The sequence below is a fragment of the Cupriavidus sp. FW306-1B-F12B genome, from assembly GCF_058781795.1.
This window is the reverse complement of sequence record NZ_JBYSXC010000002.1, coordinates 292,819-308,492: the sequence shown is the minus strand read 5'-3', so window position 1 is coordinate 308,492 and position 15,674 is coordinate 292,819. Positions and strand designations below refer to the sequence as shown.

The 15,674-nt window shown below is 68.3% G+C and carries 14 protein-coding genes; 2 read left to right on the top strand and 12 right to left on the bottom strand.

Features of this window, described 5'->3' with window-relative positions:
* Window positions 1-21: 21 nt before the first annotated feature.
* From AC3WLE_RS04725 to AC3WLE_RS04680, 10 genes are all read right to left on the bottom strand, one after another.
* Window positions 22-1,428: a formimidoylglutamate deiminase gene (locus AC3WLE_RS04725; protein WP_492319678.1), complete on the bottom strand. Its 1,407-nt coding sequence runs from the start codon at window positions 1,426-1,428 to the stop codon at window positions 22-24.
* Window positions 1,425-2,678 (bottom strand): imidazolonepropionase, encoded by a 1,254-nt coding sequence (hutI, locus tag AC3WLE_RS04720; RefSeq protein WP_492319677.1) that lies wholly within the window; start codon window positions 2,676-2,678, stop codon window positions 1,425-1,427. Before hutI ends, AC3WLE_RS04725 begins: the two co-directional genes overlap by 4 nt.
* A complete protein-coding gene (locus AC3WLE_RS04715) occupies window positions 2,675-3,277 on the bottom strand; it encodes a HutD/Ves family protein (RefSeq protein WP_492351187.1) in 603 nt (200 codons plus the stop codon). The genes hutI and AC3WLE_RS04715 overlap by 4 nt, the downstream gene beginning before the upstream one ends.
* Complete coding sequence (hutU, locus tag AC3WLE_RS04710) at window positions 3,274-4,974, bottom strand: urocanate hydratase (protein ID WP_492319675.1); 1,701 nt, start codon at window positions 4,972-4,974, stop codon at window positions 3,274-3,276. The genes AC3WLE_RS04715 and hutU overlap by 4 nt, the downstream gene beginning before the upstream one ends.
* A gap of 51 nt (window positions 4,975-5,025) precedes the next feature.
* Window positions 5,026-6,603, bottom strand: a complete 1,578-nt coding sequence (hutH, locus tag AC3WLE_RS04705; RefSeq protein WP_492356537.1) for a histidine ammonia-lyase — start codon at window positions 6,601-6,603, stop codon at window positions 5,026-5,028.
* 62 nt (window positions 6,604-6,665) lie between these two features.
* A complete protein-coding gene (gene hutC / locus AC3WLE_RS04700; protein ID WP_492319673.1) occupies window positions 6,666-7,427 on the bottom strand; it encodes a histidine utilization transcriptional repressor HutC in 762 nt (253 codons plus the stop codon).
* A gap of 16 nt (window positions 7,428-7,443) precedes the next feature.
* Window positions 7,444-8,223 carry an ABC transporter ATP-binding protein gene (locus tag AC3WLE_RS04695; protein ID WP_010814966.1) on the bottom strand — a complete coding sequence of 260 codons (780 nt, stop codon included), beginning with the start codon at window positions 8,221-8,223 and terminating at the stop codon, window positions 7,444-7,446.
* A complete protein-coding gene (locus AC3WLE_RS04690) occupies window positions 8,220-9,089 on the bottom strand; it encodes an ABC transporter permease (protein ID WP_010814967.1) in 870 nt (289 codons plus the stop codon). The genes AC3WLE_RS04695 and AC3WLE_RS04690 overlap by 4 nt, the downstream gene beginning before the upstream one ends.
* Before the next feature lie 27 nt (window positions 9,090-9,116).
* On the bottom strand, window positions 9,117-10,085 hold the full coding sequence (locus tag AC3WLE_RS04685; protein WP_492356538.1) for an ABC transporter substrate-binding protein: 969 nt from the start codon (window positions 10,083-10,085) through the stop codon (window positions 9,117-9,119).
* Between the two features lie 309 nt (window positions 10,086-10,394).
* A complete protein-coding gene (locus AC3WLE_RS04680) occupies window positions 10,395-11,402 on the bottom strand; it encodes an NAD-dependent epimerase/dehydratase family protein (protein WP_011615959.1) in 1,008 nt (335 codons plus the stop codon).
* Window positions 11,403-11,411: 9 nt separating this feature from the next.
* Here AC3WLE_RS04680 and AC3WLE_RS04675 point away from each other — a divergent pair, with 9 nt between their 5' ends.
* Both AC3WLE_RS04675 and AC3WLE_RS04670 read left to right on the top strand, forming a co-directional pair.
* The gene (locus tag AC3WLE_RS04675) at window positions 11,412-12,470 is read left to right on the top strand and encodes a CDP-6-deoxy-delta-3,4-glucoseen reductase (RefSeq protein ID WP_492319670.1); all 1,059 of its coding nucleotides are present in this window, start codon (window positions 11,412-11,414) and stop codon (window positions 12,468-12,470) included.
* Between the two features lie 279 nt (window positions 12,471-12,749).
* Complete coding sequence (locus AC3WLE_RS04670; RefSeq protein ID WP_492356539.1) at window positions 12,750-13,937, top strand: acetylornithine transaminase; 1,188 nt, start codon at window positions 12,750-12,752, stop codon at window positions 13,935-13,937.
* A 225-nt stretch (window positions 13,938-14,162) separates the two neighbouring features.
* Here the strand turns inward: AC3WLE_RS04670 and AC3WLE_RS04665 are convergent, their stop codons facing one another.
* Both AC3WLE_RS04665 and AC3WLE_RS04660 read right to left on the bottom strand, forming a co-directional pair.
* Window positions 14,163-14,879 carry an ABC transporter ATP-binding protein gene (locus tag AC3WLE_RS04665; protein ID WP_492319668.1) on the bottom strand — a complete coding sequence of 239 codons (717 nt, stop codon included), beginning with the start codon at window positions 14,877-14,879 and terminating at the stop codon, window positions 14,163-14,165.
* Between the two features lie 17 nt (window positions 14,880-14,896).
* Window positions 14,897-15,673: an ABC transporter ATP-binding protein gene (locus AC3WLE_RS04660; protein ID WP_492319667.1), complete on the bottom strand. Its 777-nt coding sequence runs from the start codon at window positions 15,671-15,673 to the stop codon at window positions 14,897-14,899.
* Window position 15,674 lies beyond the last annotated feature (1 nt).

Here is a 15,674-nt window from a genome sequence, read left to right as displayed (position 1 = left end):
TGCAGTGGGCGTAGCCCGGTTTCAGTCGGCCAGCAGGCCGGCGCGCGCCGCGATGAACAGGCGCCCCGCATCCGCCTGCAGCGGATGCGCGCCATGCTGCACGCGGCTGCGTCCGGCGGTGCGGACATCCGCTAGTGTCTCATGACCGTGGCAGGCAAACACATGGGTGGCCAGCGCCTGCGGGCCGTCGAGGCCCGCCAGCGTCGGATGCGCGCCATCCAGCACCACGAAATCGGCCTGCTGCCCTGGCACAAGCCCCGCCACGGCGCGGCCGCTGGCACGCGTGCCACCAGCCACGGCTTCGAGATACAGCCGGTCAGCCACCTGTGCATGCGTGTCGGACGCCAGCACATTGCGCCGCTGCAGGCCGAGCCGCTGGCCGTATTCGAACAAGCGCAGCTCCTCGGCCACGCTGACGCTGGCATGGCTGTCGGAGCCGATGCCCCATGCGCCCTGCTGCGCCAGGTAGGGCGCGGCCTCGAACACGCCGTCGCCCAGGTTGGCCTCGGTGGTCGGGCAGATGCCAGCCACCGCGCCGCTGTGCGCCAGGCGCCGGCGCTCGTCCCAGTCCATATGGGTAGCGTGCACCAGGCACCAGCGCGCGTCGACCTGTACATGGTCGAACAGCCACGTCACCGGGCGCGTGCCCGACCACGCGATGCAGTCGTCGACCTCTTTCTGCTGCTCGGCGATATGGATATGGATGGGCGCCTGCGGATCGATCGCCTGCAGTCCCGCCAGTGCGTGCGCGAGGCTTTCCTCCGGCACCGCGCGCAGCGAGTGCGGTGCCAGCCCCAGCCGCGCGCCGGACTGCGCGCACGCGGGAGCCAGCCGTTCCAGCAGCCGCAGCATCGCGTCGGTGTCGTGCAGGAAGCGGCGCTGCTCGGCCAGCGGCGGCTTGCCGCCAAAGCCGGCGGTCTGGTACAGCACCGGCAGCAGCGTCATGCCGATGCCGGTGCGCTGCGCCGCGCGCAGCAGCCGCAGCGACATCTCGGCGGCATCGGCATAGGGCTTGCCGCCGGCATCGTGATGGACGTAGTGGAACTCGCACACGCTGGTGTAGCCCGCCCGCAGCATCTCGATATAAAGCTGGGTGGCAATGGCCTCCAGCGTGTCCGGCGAGAGCCGCTGCGCGAAGCGGTACATCAGCGTGCGCCAGCTCCAGAATGAATCGGCGCCAGCCGGATCGTCGCCCTGCGGGCGGCTTCGGAATTCCGTCAGGCCGGCAAAGCCGCGCTGGAACGCATGCGAGTGCAGGTTGGGCATGCCGGGCAGCACGGGACCGGCCGCATGCGGCACGCCTGCACCCGGCAGTACGCCGGTCTGCACGGTGGTGAAGCGGCCCTGCTCATCCCAGGCCAGCAGCACATCGCGCGCCCAGCCGGTTGGCAGCAGCGCAAACGGAGCGAAGAGTTGCGTGCCGCTCATGCCGAGGCTCCTTCGTGCGCATGCACACGCCCTTGCCGCACCACCGTCGCGACCGGGTTGCGGCCGAACCAGTACGCCAGCTCGGCGGGCGAATCGATGCGCCACAGCGCGAAGTCGGCCACGCGCCCCGCTTCCAGCCGCCCGTGGCGATCCGATGCGCCCAGCGCACGCGCGGCGTGCCCGGTCACGCCGGCAAGCGCTTCGGGCACGGTCAGGCGGAACAGGGTGCAGGCCATATTCATCATCAGCAGCAGCGAAGTGACCGGCGACGTGCCCGGATTGTGATCGGTCGAGATTGCCATCGGCACGCCGTACTGGCGCAGCAGCGCGATCGGCGGCAGGTTGGTGTCGCGCAGGAAATAGTAGGCGCCGGGCAGCAGCACCGCCACCGTGCCGGCCTCCGCCATCGCCGCGACGCCGGCCTCGTCGAGATGCTCGAGGTGATCGGCGGACAAGGCGCGGTGGCGAGCGGCGAGCGCGGCGCCGCCGAGGTTGCTCAGTTGCTCGGCATGCAGCTTGACGCGCACGCCATGGCGCGCCGCCGCCTCGAACACGCGCCCGGTCTGCGCAATCGAAAAGCCGATCGATTCGCAGAAGGCATCGACGGCGTCGACCAGCCCTTCGTCGGACAGTGCCGGCAGCATGGTGTTGCAGACCAGGTCGATGTAGTCATCGGCACGGCCCGCGTATTCCGGCGGCAATGCATGCGCGCCCAGGAAGGTGGTGTGGACCGAGACGCCAAAGTGCTCGCCAAGCCGGCGCGCCACGCGCAGCTGCTTGCGCTCGGCTTCAAGGTTCAGCCCGTAGCCCGACTTGATCTCGATGGCGGTGACGCCCTCGGCCAGCAGCGGCTGCAGGCGCGCGGCGGCCTGGGCAAACAGCGTGTCTTCATCTGCGGCACGCGTGGCGCGCACGGTCGAGACGATGCCGCCGCCGGCGCGCGCAATCTCTTCGTAGCCGGCGCCGGCCAGCCGCATCGCGAACTCGTCGGCGCGCTGGCCGCCGTAGACCAGGTGCGTATGGCAGTCGACCAGCCCGGGCGTGATCCATGCCCCGTGGGCATCATGGCGCGCCGCGCCGCGATAGGCGTCGGGCAGGTCCGCGGCGGCGCCCAGCCAGGCGATGCGCCCATGCTCCACCACCAGCGCGGCATCGGGGATCGCGTGCGCCGGATCGGCATCGGGCAGCAGGTGGCAGTTGTGCCAGACGCCGTCCGCGCTGGGCGCGGACGATACAGAGGGTAGCGTCATTGACCGGGCTCCGTCTCAAGGGTGACGCACAGGCACAGGGCCGCGTCGCCCACAGGTTCAAACGATGGCGTGGATGGGGGTTCCGCAGCGCCGTAGAGCGCCCCTTCGCCCGCTTGCAGCAGCAGGCCGGCATCCTGCGCCTGCCATGCGCCGCTGACGGCCAGCAGGCAGACGGCATGGCCGCCGGCGCCAGGCGCAAACCCATGCCGGAACGCCTCGACGCGCGCGCGGCAGTGGCCGCGCCGCGTCATCACATTGAAGTCGCGCGTAACGCCGTCGATCAGCGTCGCCTGCAGGCTGGTATCGCCGGAGAAGGCGAAGGGCTCGCCGATATGTTCAAGGCGGTGGCTGAAGCTGGCGTCGTCCGCACGCAGCGTGACGCCGGCGCCCTCCAGCAGCACGATCTGGCGATCGATGCCGGGAAACGCCGAGAACGGGCCGTCCTGCCCGATATCGGCCACGCTCAGGCGCCACATGAATTCATCCATGCCGGCGCCCGGCGGCCACACCGCGATCTCGCGCGTGTTGCCGCCACCGTTCTTCCAGCGCGTGGGCGCGATCTCGGCCAGCGCGAATCGTTGAAATAGCGTCAGGCTCATGCGCCCTTCACCATCGGCAGGTTCAGGCCCTTCTCGTGCGCGCATTCGATGGCGATGTCATAGCCCGCATCCGCATGACGCATCACGCCGGTGGCCGGGTCGTTCCACAGCACGCGCTCGATGCGCCGGGCCGCGGCATCGGTGCCGTCGCACACGATCACCACGCCCGAATGCTGCGAGAAGCCCATGCCGACGCCGCCGCCATGGTGCAGGCTGACCCAGGTGGCACCGCCCGCGGTGTTCAGCAGCGCGTTGAGCAGCGGCCAGTCCGACACCGCATCCGAGCCGTCGCGCATGGCCTCGGTCTCGCGGTTGGGTGAAGCCACCGAGCCGCAGTCCAGGTGATCGCGGCCGATCACCACCGGCGCCTTCAGCTCGCCAGACTTGACCATCTCGTTGAAGGCCAGGCCGGCGCGGTGGCGTTCGTCCAGACCCACCCAGCAGATGCGCGCGGGCAGGCCCTGGAAGGCGATGCGGTCGTGCGCCATGTCGAGCCAGCGGTGCAGGTGCTTGTCCTCGGGGAACAGCTCCTTCATCTTGGCATCGGTCTTGTAGATATCCTCCGGATCGCCCGACAGCGCGACCCAGCGGAACGGGCCCTTGCCGCGGCAGAACAGCGGACGGATATAGGCCGGCACGAAGCCCGGGAAATCAAAGGCGTTCTTCACGCCCTCGTCGAACGCGACCTGGCGGATATTGTTGCCATAGTCGACCGTCGGCACGCCCATCTTCTGGAAGTCGAGCATGGCCTGGACGTGCTTGACGATGGACGGGCGCGCGGCGGCTTCCACCGACTTGGGATCCTGCGTGCGCGCCGCTTCCCATTGGTCGACAGTCCAACCGGCCGGCAGGTAGCCGTTGACCAGGTCGTGCGCCGAGGTCTGGTCGGTGACGATGTCCGGGCGCATGCCGCCGGCCTGCGCGCGCTTGACCAGCTCCGGCAGGATCTCGGCGGCGTTGCCGAGCAGGCCGACCGAGATCGCTTCCTTCTTCTGCGTGGCCTCGGCGATCATCGCCAGCGCCTCGTCGAGCGTGGTGGCCTTCTTGTCGACATAACGCGTGCGCAGGCGGAAATCGATGCGCGACTCCTGGCACTCGATCGCCAGCACGCAGGCGCCGGCCAGCACGCCCGCCAGCGGCTGCGCGCCGCCCATGCCGCCCAGGCCCGCGGTCAGGATCCACTTGCCCGACAGGTCGCCGTTGTAGTGCTGGCGGCCGGCCTCGACAAAGGTCTCGTAGGTGCCCTGCACGATGCCCTGCGTGCCGATGTAGATCCACGAGCCCGCAGTCATCTGGCCGTACATCATCAGGCCGGCGCGGTCCAGCTCGTTGAACTTGTCCCAGTTGGCCCAGTGCGGCACCAGGTTAGAGTTGGCGATCAGCACGCGCGGCGCATCGGCATGGGTGCGGAACACGCCCACCGGCTTGCCCGACTGCACCAGCAGCGACTCGTCCTCACCCAGGCGGCGCAGGCTGTCCAGGATGGCGTCGAAGCACTCCCAGTTGCGCGCCGCCTTGCCAATGCCACCGTAGACCACCAGGTCCTGCGGGCGCTCGGCCACGTCCGGGTCGAGGTTGTTCTGGATCATGCGGTAGGCGGCTTCGATCAGCCAGTTCTTGCAGTGCAGCTGGCTGCCGCGTGGCGCGCGGATTTCGCGCTGGCCGCGCTGGATGAATTGGTTTTCGTTGGCGTTCATGTCTTGTTCTCCTGCTGCGGGTCTGGTCTGGCAGTGTCGGCGCGGGGCGCGTTACGACAGGTTGGTCGGCAGGATCGCGCGCACGGCATCGGGCCAGCCCGCGCCCGCATCGCCCTGCACCACCCATTGCTTCATCGCTTCGATATCCGGTGCCAGATAGCGGTCCTCTTCGACAAAGGCCACGCGCGCACGGATGCGGGCGAGTTCCTGCTCCACCAGCGGCGACGACTTCAGCGGGCGGTGGAACTCGATGCCCTGCGCCGCGGCCATGGCCTCGATGCCGACCACCACCGCGGTGTTGGCGGCCATCTCGCCCAGGCGGCGCGCACCGTAGGTGGCCATCGACACATGGTCTTCCTGGTTGGCCGAGGTCGGCAGGCTGTCGACGCTGGACGGATGCGCCAGCGCCTTGTTCTCGGAGGCCAGCGCGGCCGCGGTCACCTGCGCGATCATGAAGCCCGAGTTCAGGCCGCCATCGCGCACCAGGAACGGCGGCAGGCCCGACAGCCCGGTATCGAGCAGCAGCGCCAGGCGGCGTTCGGAAATCGCGCCGATCTCGGCAATCGCCAGCGCGATGATGTCGGCGGCAAAGGCCACCGGCTCGGCGTGGAAGTTGCCGCCCGAGACCACGTCGCCCTGCGCGGAGAACACCAGCGGGTTGTCCGAGGCGGCGTTGGACTCGATCTGCAGGATGCGCGCGGCGTGCTGCAGGTTGTCCAGGCACGCGCCCATCACCTGCGGCTGGCAGCGGATCGAGTATGGGTCCTGCACGCGGCCGCAGGTCTTGTGCGAGTCGACGATCTCGCTGCGGTCCAGCATCGCGCGCACTGAGCCGGCCACGGCGATCTGGCCGGCCTGGCCGCGCGCCTCATGGATGCGGGCGTCGAACGGCTTGACCGAGCCCTTGATCGCTTCCAGCGACAGCGCGCCCGCCACCAGCCCGGCGGCAAAGGCGTCTTCGGCGGCGAACAGGCCGGCCAGTGCCAGCGCGGTCGACACCTGGGTGCCGTTGAGCAGCGCCAGGCCTTCCTTGGGGCCCAGCTCGAAGGCCTGCAGGCCGGCGTGCGCCAGGCCCTCGGCGGCAGGCACGCGCTTGCCGTCGACCAGCACGTCGCCCACGCCGATCAGCGTGCACGACATATGCGCCAGCGGCGCCAGGTCGCCCGAGGCGCCCACCGACCCCTTGGCCGGGATGCACGGCGTCACGCCGTGGTTGGCCAGCGCCAGCAGCGCCTCGATCAGTTCCGGCCGCACGCCCGAATGGCCGCGCGCCAGGCTCACGGCCTTGATCGCCAGGATCAGGCGCACGGTGTCTTCGGCCAGGTCCGGGCCGGTGCCGACGCTGTGCGACAGCACCAGGTTGCGCTGCAGCTGGGCCAGCTTGTCGTGCGGGATGCGGCTCTGCGCCAGCTTGCCGAAGCCGGTGTTGATGCCGTAGACCACGGCGTCGGCGTCGATGATGTCCTGCACCGTGGCCTGCGCGGCGCGCACGCCGGCCCAGGCCGATTCGGCCATGGCCAGGCGCACCTCGCCGCGGTAGATGCGGCGCAGGTCGGCCAGGGTGACTTGGCCCGGCTGCAAGGTCAGCAGCGGGCGGGAAGCTTGGTCGTCGTGTTGGCTGGCGCTCATTTGTATGTTCCTGTCTATACAGCTTAGAGTAAAAGTTGGACCGCGCGGCCGGATCTTGTAATTCAGCCGAAAGCAGGGTTGCCGTCGGCGCGGAAGCGGCTGCCGAGGCGGTAGCGGTTGCCCGGATGCAGGCAGCGCACGAAAGTCACCGGCACGCCGTTGGTCCAGGTGCGGCGCGTCAGCATCAGGCAAGGTTGCGTGGCCGGCATTTCCAGTTGCGCGGCCTGCTCCGGCGTGGCGGCAATGGCATCGACCACGTGCTCTACCTGATCGTAGGGCACATGGCGCAGCAGGTATTCGCCGGGCTGGGTCTCGCTGAAATCCTGGCCGATGAAGTCCGGCGCCACGCGCGGGTTGACATAGCGGTCCTCCAGCTGCACCGGCACGCCGTCCTCGCGATGCACGCAGACCGAGTGGTACACCGATTCGCCGGTGCGCAGCTCCAGCGCGGCGGCCACCTCGATCGAGGCCGAGACGCGCTCAACCAGGATCACGTCGCAGGCATAGTCATGGCCGCGCATGCGGATCTCGTCCTGCAGGTTGACCACGGACAGCAGCGTCGACTGCGGCTTGTGCTCCGCCACGAAGGTGCCCACGCCGGCCACCCGCACCACCCGGCCCTGCTCTTGCAGCTCGCGCAGCGCCCGGTTGACGGTCATGCGCGAGACGCTGAAGCGGTTCACCAGCTCCTGCTCCGACGGCACCCGGTCGCCCGGCTGCCACGCGCCGCTCTGGATCTGGCGGGCGATGTACTCCTTCACCTGCTGGTAGAGCGCGGTGGGAGAGGCAGAAGCGGAAGAAGCGGTGCCGGCGGCGTGGTTCATGGCGTTGGTTGGATGCCTAGTGCTCGGCCGAGGCCATGGCCTCGGCGCGGATCTCCTCGGTCAGCCGCGCCTTGAGCGCGGAGAACTCCGGAGTGGTCTTGACGGTGTAATGGCGCGGATGCGGGAAATCCACCGCGATCTCGCTTTTGATCCGACCCGGCCTGGCAGAAAACACCGCCACCCGGTTGGCCATGAAAATGGCCTCGTCGATATCATGGGTCACGAATAATACCGTCTTGCGCGACGCCTCCCATATTCCCAGCAGCAACTCCTGCATCAGCACCCGGGTCTGGTTGTCGAGCGCGCCGAACGGTTCGTCGAGCAGCAGGATCTTGGGATCGTTGGCCAGCGCGCGCGCAATCGCGGTGCGCTGCTGCATGCCGCCCGACAGCTGCTTGGGGAAATGGTGCTCGAAGCCGCGCAGTCCCACGCGCTGGATAAAGAAGTCGCTGCGCTCCTTCTGCTCGGCCGCGCTCATGCCGCGCTCGCGCAAGCCGAAGCGCACGTTCTGCTCGATCGTCAGCCACGGGAACAGTGTGTACGACTGGAATACCATGCCGCGGTCCGCGCCGGGGGCGGACACCGGCTGGCCGTCGAGCAGCACGCGGCCGCTGGAGGGTGTATCCAGCCCCGCGACGATGCGCAGCAGCGTGGACTTGCCGCAGCCCGAAGGCCCGAGGATGGTGACGAAGTCATTGTCGCGGACCTCGAAGTCGACCGGCTGCAGCGCCAGGGTCTGGCCGCCGCGCGGGTTGGAGAAGGTGCGCGAGACCTGCTGGATGGACAGTGCGCTCATTGGATCGAACTCCACGGGAACAGGCGCTGGTTGGCGCGCTTGAAGACAAGGTCCGAGACCAGGCCGATGCAGCCGATCACGATGATGCCGAAGATGATCTGCCCGGTATTGAGCAGCGCCTGGCTGTCGGTGATCATGTGCCCGATGCCCGACGACGAGCCGATCAGCTCGGCCACGATCACGTAGGTCCAGGCCCAGCCCAGCACCAGCCGCAGGATCTCGGCGATCTCGGGCGCGGCGCCGGGGATCAGCACGCGCCGCACGATGCCGGCGCTGTTGGCGCCCAGCGTGTAGGCCGCCTCCACCAGGTCCTTGCGCGCGCCGCCGACGGCGACCGCCACCATCAGCACGATCTGGAAGAACGAGCCGATGAAGATCACCAGCAGCTTCTGGGTCTCGCCGATGCCGGCCCACAGGATCAGCAGCGGGATAAAGGCCGACGCGGGCAGGTAGCGGCAGAACGACACGAAGGGCTCGAAGAACGCCTCGGCCGCCTTGTACGCGCCCATGAAGATGCCCAGCGGCACCGCCAGCACCGCGGCCAGCACGAAGCCGCCGACCACGCGCCACACGGTCATGCCGATGTCGCCGATGAAGTTGTGCTCGGTGAACAGGATGAAGCCCTCTTTGGCCATCGTCATCGGGTCGGCCAGGAACGTGCGCGGCACGAAGCCGCCCAGCGTTACCACGGCCCAGATGCCGAAGAACAGCACGAAGAAGGACAGGCCCAGCATCCAGCGCGTGTTGGGCGCCACCGGCACCAGCGGGGCCAGCCACGGGTGGCGCCGGCGCACCGGCGCCGCCGCTGCGGCAGGGACCGCCGCGGCAGCGGCCGGGGCGGGTGTTCCAAGTCTGGCTTGCGTCATGACGTCACGCCTCCTGAAGACTGTCGGTTACTTGAGGAAACGCGCGTCATACAGCGCCGTCACGTCCGGCACCTGGCGGATCACGCCGATTTCCAGCAGCACCGCCGCTGCTTCCTTGCTGAAGCTGGCGAGCTCGCCGGCAAAGAACTTGCGGTTGGCCTCGCGGTCCTGCCAGCGCAGGTAGGCGGAGGACTTGGCGAACTGCTCGCCGGTCTGCTTGACCGCAGCGCCCATGATGTCGTTGGCCTTGGCCGGCTCCTTCTGGATCATCTCCAGGGCCTCGAAGTAGCTGTCGACCAGCGCCTGCGCGGCCTTGGGATTCTCTTTAAGCCACTTCGGCCCGCAGCCCAGCGTGTCGGTCACCATCGGGTAGTCGAGCGTGGTCGCCAGGATCTTGCCCTTGTCCGGGTTCTGGCGCACCGTCGACAGGTACGGCTCATAGGTCATGGCGCCGTCGTTCTGGCCGGCCACGAAGGCCTGCGCGGCCGCCTGCGGCGACAACGTGGTAGTCTTGACGTCCTTGAGCGTCATGCCGTTCTTCTTCAGCATCCAGGCCAGGCCGAAATACGGCGCGGTGCCCGGCGCATCGACGCCGATGGTCTTGCCCTTCAGGTCGGCAAAGGTCTTGACGTCGCTGCGCACGGCCAGGCCGTCGGCGCCGTAGGACTTGTCGAGCTGCACGATCTGGGTGATGGGCACGCCGTTGGCGTTCCAGGCCACATGCGTTTCCACCGTGGTGGCCGCGCACTGGATCGCGCCCGAGGCCAGCGCCAGGTGGCGGTCCTTCTGCGGGATCATCTTGATGTCGACGTCCACGCCGTGCTTCTTGAAGATGCCGGCCTTGTCGGCCAGCGTCAGCGGCGCGAAACCGGTCCAGCCGCTCATGCCCAGCGTGACCTGGGTGTTCTGCGCCTGGGCCGCACCAGCCCCCAATGCCGCAACCAGCACCGCGGCCTGCACTGCCATCCGACCGCGAATCCTGCTGTGATTCCTCATCTGTACGCTCCTTTGGTGTGTCCGTCGACGGCAGGCCATGCGTGCGGCCGCGCTCGTTTTCGGACATTAAACAGTACCTGTATATACAAGTCAACGTAGGGCTTCCACCAAGCAACCAGGCGGATAAACACCTTGAAAGGCGCTTTCCAGAGCGGACTCCTCAACAGGCCTCGCACCACCCCGGTTCACGGATTGCGGTGCCGGCACCAGGCCGGGGCCATGGAAGTGCTGCTGTATAGACAGGAATAAAATGACGCAAAGGCGCAGCAAACCCCGTGCCAGGCGCACTGGGGCGCGCCGGCAAGGCGGTCAGGTGTCGAAGAAGGAGGTGACGGTGGGGTAACGCAGGCGCAGGCGCAGCTCGCGTTTCAGGCGGCGGTTGTCGAGGCGGCGCGATTCGCTCATGAAGCTCAGCAGCGTCTTGTCGATCACTTCATGCGCCTGCCCGCGCGTGATGCGCGGCGGGCGCGGCAGGCCGCGGCGGTCGGCGACCAGGTCGAAGTAGTCGGCCATGCGCAGCTCGGTGTCGTCGCTGGCATGGACCACGCGCTGCGCGCGGCCGCGGAACAGCGCCGCGACCATGGTGCGCGCCAGGTCGTCGGCATGGATATGGCTGGTGTAGACATCGTCCTGCGGCACCAGCGCGGGCGTGCCGCGGTGCAGGCGCGCCAGCGGCAGGCGGTCTTCGGCATAAATGCCGGGGATGCGCACGATGCTGGCACGCCAGCCGGCATCGCGGCCGAAGCCGCGCACTGCCTGCTCGGCGGCCACGCGGCGGCGCGCGCGGGCGGTCTGGGGCCGCACGGCGTGGAATTCCGAGACCCGGGCGCCCTGCCGGTCGCCGTACACGCCCGACGTGCTGGCGTAGACAAACGCAGCGCGGGGCCTGCCCCGGTCGGGTAGAATGGCGGGCTCGCCGGGAAGCATGCCGGCCGACGTCCTGGCCTTGCGCCAGGCCGCCCGGCGCAAGGCGGCGAGCAAGGCACGCGTGCGCGGATCGCCTTCGCCCTGCCCGGGCGGCGGCGCCAGGTCCAGCACCTGCGTGGCCAGCCCGTGCAGCCGTGCCAGCGTGGCCGGCCGGTCCAGGTCCGCCACCAGCGGCACCGCGCCGGCGGCGCGCAGTTCAGCGCGGCGCGCCGGCTGTGAAGTCACGGCAAAGACACGCATGCGCGACGACAGGATTCGCAGGCAGCGCGTCCCCACATCCCCGCAGCCGACGATCAACAGGCGCGGGCGGCCCAGCCGGCGCGAAGGCGCCGGCAGCCGCGGGACTTGTGGGAGGCGCGAGGGCTGCAGCTTCGACAGAATTTGGCTCATAGACCGATTATGGCTTATCAAGTAACCGTCATGCCCAGCGGCCACAAGTTTGAAGTGGCAGCGGACGAAACCATCCTTGGCGCGGCCCTGCGCCACAGCATCGGGCTGCCCTACGGCTGCAAGAACGGCGCCTGCGGCTCGTGCAAGGGCCGCGTGCTCGAAGGCACCATCGTGCAGGGCGACCACGCCCCGGCGGCACTGACCGCGCAGGAGAAGACCGAGGGCCGCGCCCTGTTCTGCTGCGCCAACGCCGCCTCGGACGTCACCATCGAGTGCCGCGAAGTCCACGGCGCGGGCGACATCCCGATCAAGAAGGTGCCGTGCCGCGTGACCGCGATCGAGCGCCTGGCCGACGACGTGATCGCCATCAAGCTGCAGCTGCCGGCGACCGAGCGCATGCAGTACCTGGCCGGCCAGTACGTGGAATTCCTGCTGCGCGACGGCAAGCGCCGCAGCTATTCGATCGCCACGCCACCGCATGCAGACGGCCCGATCGAACTGCATATCCGCCATATGCCCGGCGGCGCCTTCACCGACTATGTCTTCGGCGCCAGGGAAGGCCAGCCGGCCATGAAGGAGCGCGACATCCTGCGCTTCGAGGGCCCGCTGGGCAGCTTCTTCCTGCGCGAGGAGTCCGAGGCCCCGATCATCCTGCTGGCTTCCGGCACCGGCTTCGCGCCGATCAAGGCCATCGTCGAGCACGCCGCCTACACCGGCATCCAGCGCCCGATGACCCTGTACTGGGGCGGCCGCCGGCCCAAGGACCTGTACATGCACGCGCTGTGCGAGCAGTGGGCGCGCGAGCTGCCCAACTTCCGCTACGTGCCGGTGATCTCCGACGCGCTGCCTGAAGACAACTGGCAGGGCCGCACCGGCTTTGTCCACCAGGCCGTGATCGCCGACCATCCCGACCTGTCGGGCCACGAGGTCTATGCCTGCGGCGCCCCGGTGATGATCAATGCCGCGCGCGGCGACTTCACCCGCCAGTGCAAGCTGCACGAGGACGCGTTCTTCGCCGACTCGTTCACCTCCGAGGCCGACATGCACCCGGCCACTCCCGCGGCCTGAGGCCGCCCGAGAGCCGTTCCCTCAGCGCAACAATGCCTGGGCCAGCCAAAATTCGTTTTGACACCCGGGCGCATGCGCCTTATATTTGCCCGCATGCACATGACCTTCAACCGACGCCGCAGCTTCCGTACGTCGCTCCCCGCTGGGGTGCCGCGCGGCTGACCGTCGACTGCGTCTGTTCATGTCAACGAGCCACGGGCAACCCCCGTGGCTTTTTGTTTTTGTCCCGGTTGTTACGCCCGTCCGTCCATCGTTTAAAGCCGACCCCTGGAGTCCGCCATGGCATTTGCTGAGTATCCCGTCCAATCCCTGATGTACATCACCAACCGGCCCGAGCTCGTGTTCACCGAGGGCAAGGGCTCCTGGCTGACGGATCACAACGGCAAGCGATACCTGGACTTCGTGCAGGGCTGGGCAGTGAACTGCCTGGGCCATTCCAACCAGGGCATGATCGACGCGCTGGTGGCCCAGTCGCACCGGCTGATCAACCCGAGCCCGGCCTTCTACAACGAGCCGATGCTCAAGCTGGCCCGGCAGCTGACCGACCACAGCTGCTTCGACAAGGTCTTCTTCGCCAACAGCGGCGCCGAGGCCAACGAAGGCGCGATCAAGCTGGCGCGCAAATGGGGCCGCAAGCACAAGGACGGCGCCTTCGAGATCATCACCATGGACCACAGCTTCCATGGCCGCACGCTCGCCACCATGAGCGCGTCGGGCAAGGCCGGCTGGGACACCATCTTCGCGCCGCAGGTGCCGGGCTTCCCGCGCGCCGATCTCAACGACCTGGCCTCGGTGGAGAAGCTGATCACCGACAATACCGTCGGCATCATGCTGGAACCGGTGCAGGGCGAAGGCGGCGTGATCCCCGCCACGCGGGAGTTCATGCAGGGCCTGCGCGCGCTGGCCGACAAGCACAGGCTGCTGCTGATCGTCGATGAAGTGCAGACCGGCTGCGGCCGCTGCGGCACCCTGTTCGCCTACGAGCTGGCGGGCGTGGAGCCGGACATCATGACGCTGGGCAAGGGCATCGGCGGCGGCGTGCCGCTGTCGGCGCTGCTGTGCAAGGCCGAGGTCGCCAGCTTCGAGGCCGGCGACCAGGGCGGCACTTACAACGGCAACCCGCTGATGACCGCGGTGGGCAGCGCCGTGATCGAGCAGCTGACCGCGCCGGGCTTCCTCGACGACGTCAAGGCCAAGGGCGAATACCTGAGGGAACAGCTGCTGGCGCTGTCCGCCGAGTTCGGCCTGGCCGGCGAACGCGGCAACGGCCTGCTGCGCGCGCTGATGCTGGGCAAGGACATCGGCCCGCAACTGGTGGAAGAAGCCCGCGACATGGCACCGCAAGGCCTGCTGCTGAACGCGCCGCGCGCCAATTTGCTGCGCTTCATGCCGGCGCTGAACGTGACGCGCGAAGAGATCGACCAGATGATCGGCATGCTGCGCACGCTGCTGAAGAAGCTGGCCTGAGCCTGCTCATTCGCCAGACGGAAAAAAGCCTCGCTCGCGCGAGGCTTTTTTCTTTGTGGTGCCGCAAAGGAGTGAGGGAGAGAGCCAGCGCCGCAGAACCCGCGCACGCCAGCCTGAGCAGGCGTTGCGCGGGGCCCCGCAGCAAGGGGAAAGGCCTTGCGCCTGCGTGCGCCTGCCCTCTCCCTCACCCCTCTTGCGGCGGGGTGGGAGGCGGCAGCGCGCGCCTTACTCGCCCAGGTAGGCGGCCCGCACCTTGGGATCGTCGAGCATCTGCTTGGCGTCCCCGCTCATGGTGATCAGGCCCGACTCCATCACATAGCCGCGGTGGGCAGCCTGCAGCGCCAGACGCGCGTTCTGCTCCACCAGCAGCACGGTCACGCCCTGGCCCGAGATGTCGCGCACGACCTCGAAGATCTTCTCGACCATGATCGGCGACAGGCCCATCGATGGCTCGTCCAGCAGCAGCACCTTGGGCTGGCTCATCAGCGCGCGCGCCATTGCCAGCATCTGCTGCTCGCCACCGGACATGGTGCCCGCCAGCTGGTTGGCGCGTTCCTTCAGGCGCGGGAAGATGCCGAACATGCGCTCGACGTCGGCCTTGATGCCGGCGTCGTCGTTGCGCGTGTAGGCGCCCATCTGCAGGTTCTCGGTGATGGTCATGCGCGCGAACACGCCGCGGCCTTCCGGCACCATCGCCAGGCCCTGCTTAAGCAGCGCGTAGCTGGGCACGCCCTTGATCGACTTGCCCATGTATTCCACGTCGCCGCTGGCCCAGCCCTGCAGGCCGGTGATGGCCTTCATGGTGGTGGTCTTGCCGGCGCCGTTGGCGCCGATCAGCGTCACCAGCTCGCCGTCCCGGATTTCCAGGTCGATGCCCTTGACGGCCTGGATGCCGCCGTACGCGACCTTGAGGCCGGAGATCTTCAGTACTGTCTGTGTCATTGCTTGTCCTCCGGCCATCAGTGTGCCGATGCGCCGAGGTAGGCCTCGATCACCGCGGGGTTGTTCTGCACTTCGTGCGGCAGGCCCTGGGCAATCACCTTGCCGTAGTCCAGCACCGTCATGCGGTTGCACAGGCCCATCACCAGCTTCACGTCGTGCTCGATCAGCAGGATGGTCTTGCCATCGTTGCGGATCTTGTCGAGCAGTCCGCGCAGCTCCACCTTCTCGGTCGCATTCATGCCCGCGGCCGGTTCGTCCAGCGCCAGCAGCTTGGGCTCGGTCGCCAGCGCCCGCGCGATCTCGAGCCGGCGCTGGTGGCCGTAGGAGAGGTTGCGCGCGGTGAAGTTGGCGTACTTGCCGATGCCGACATAGTCGAGCAGGTCGTGCGCCATGTCCTCGATGCCCTCTTCCTCGCGGCGCACCGCGGGCGGGCGGAAGATCGCCCCGAACACGCCGGCCTTGGAGCGCACGTGGCGCCCCACCATCACGTTCTCGAGCGCGGTCATCTCGCCGAACAGGCGGATGTTCTGGAACGTGCGCGCGATGCCGGCCTTGGCCACCTCATGCACGGCGGTCGGCTGGTAGGGCTTGCCGCCCAGCACGAACTCGCCTGAATCCGGCGTGTACAGGCCGGTGATCACGTTGAAGAAGGTGGTCTTGCCGGCGCCGTTGGGGCCGATCAGCCCGTAGATCTCGCCCGGCTTGATCTGCAGGCCCACCTCGGACAGTGCCTGCAGGCCGCCGAAACGCTTGTTGACCCCCTGTACCGACAGGAGGAAATCGTTGTTGCTCATG

Excerpts from the sequence above, each read along its gene's own strand:
- AC3WLE_RS04725 (WP_492319678.1), bottom strand. The coding sequence starts at position 1,428 with ATGAGCGGCACGCAACTCTTCGCTCCGTTTGCGCTGCTGCCAACCGGC.
- hutI (WP_492319677.1), bottom strand. The coding sequence starts at position 2,678 with ATGACGCTACCCTCTGTATCGTCCGCGCCCAGCGCGGACGGCGTCTGG.
- AC3WLE_RS04715 (WP_492351187.1), bottom strand. The coding sequence starts at position 3,277 with ATGAGCCTGACGCTATTTCAACGATTCGCGCTGGCCGAGATCGCGCCC.
- hutU (WP_492319675.1), bottom strand. The coding sequence starts at position 4,974 with ATGAACGCCAACGAAAACCAATTCATCCAGCGCGGCCAGCGCGAAATC.
- hutH (WP_492356537.1), bottom strand. The coding sequence starts at position 6,603 with ATGAGCGCCAGCCAACACGACGACCAAGCTTCCCGCCCGCTGCTGACC.
- hutC (WP_492319673.1), bottom strand. The coding sequence starts at position 7,427 with ATGAACCACGCCGCCGGCACCGCTTCTTCCGCTTCTGCCTCTCCCACC.
- AC3WLE_RS04695 (WP_010814966.1), bottom strand. The coding sequence starts at position 8,223 with ATGAGCGCACTGTCCATCCAGCAGGTCTCGCGCACCTTCTCCAACCCG.
- AC3WLE_RS04690 (WP_010814967.1), bottom strand. The coding sequence starts at position 9,089 with ATGACGCAAGCCAGACTTGGAACACCCGCCCCGGCCGCTGCCGCGGCG.
- AC3WLE_RS04685 (WP_492356538.1), bottom strand. The coding sequence starts at position 10,085 with ATGAGGAATCACAGCAGGATTCGCGGTCGGATGGCAGTGCAGGCCGCG.
- AC3WLE_RS04680 (WP_011615959.1), bottom strand. The coding sequence starts at position 11,402 with ATGAGCCAAATTCTGTCGAAGCTGCAGCCCTCGCGCCTCCCACAAGTC.
- AC3WLE_RS04675 (WP_492319670.1), top strand. The coding sequence starts at position 11,412 with ATGGCTTATCAAGTAACCGTCATGCCCAGCGGCCACAAGTTTGAAGTG.
- AC3WLE_RS04670 (WP_492356539.1), top strand. The coding sequence starts at position 12,750 with ATGGCATTTGCTGAGTATCCCGTCCAATCCCTGATGTACATCACCAAC.
- AC3WLE_RS04665 (WP_492319668.1), bottom strand. The coding sequence starts at position 14,879 with ATGACACAGACAGTACTGAAGATCTCCGGCCTCAAGGTCGCGTACGGC.
- AC3WLE_RS04660 (WP_492319667.1), bottom strand. The coding sequence starts at position 15,673 with ATGAGCAACAACGATTTCCTCCTGTCGGTACAGGGGGTCAACAAGCGT.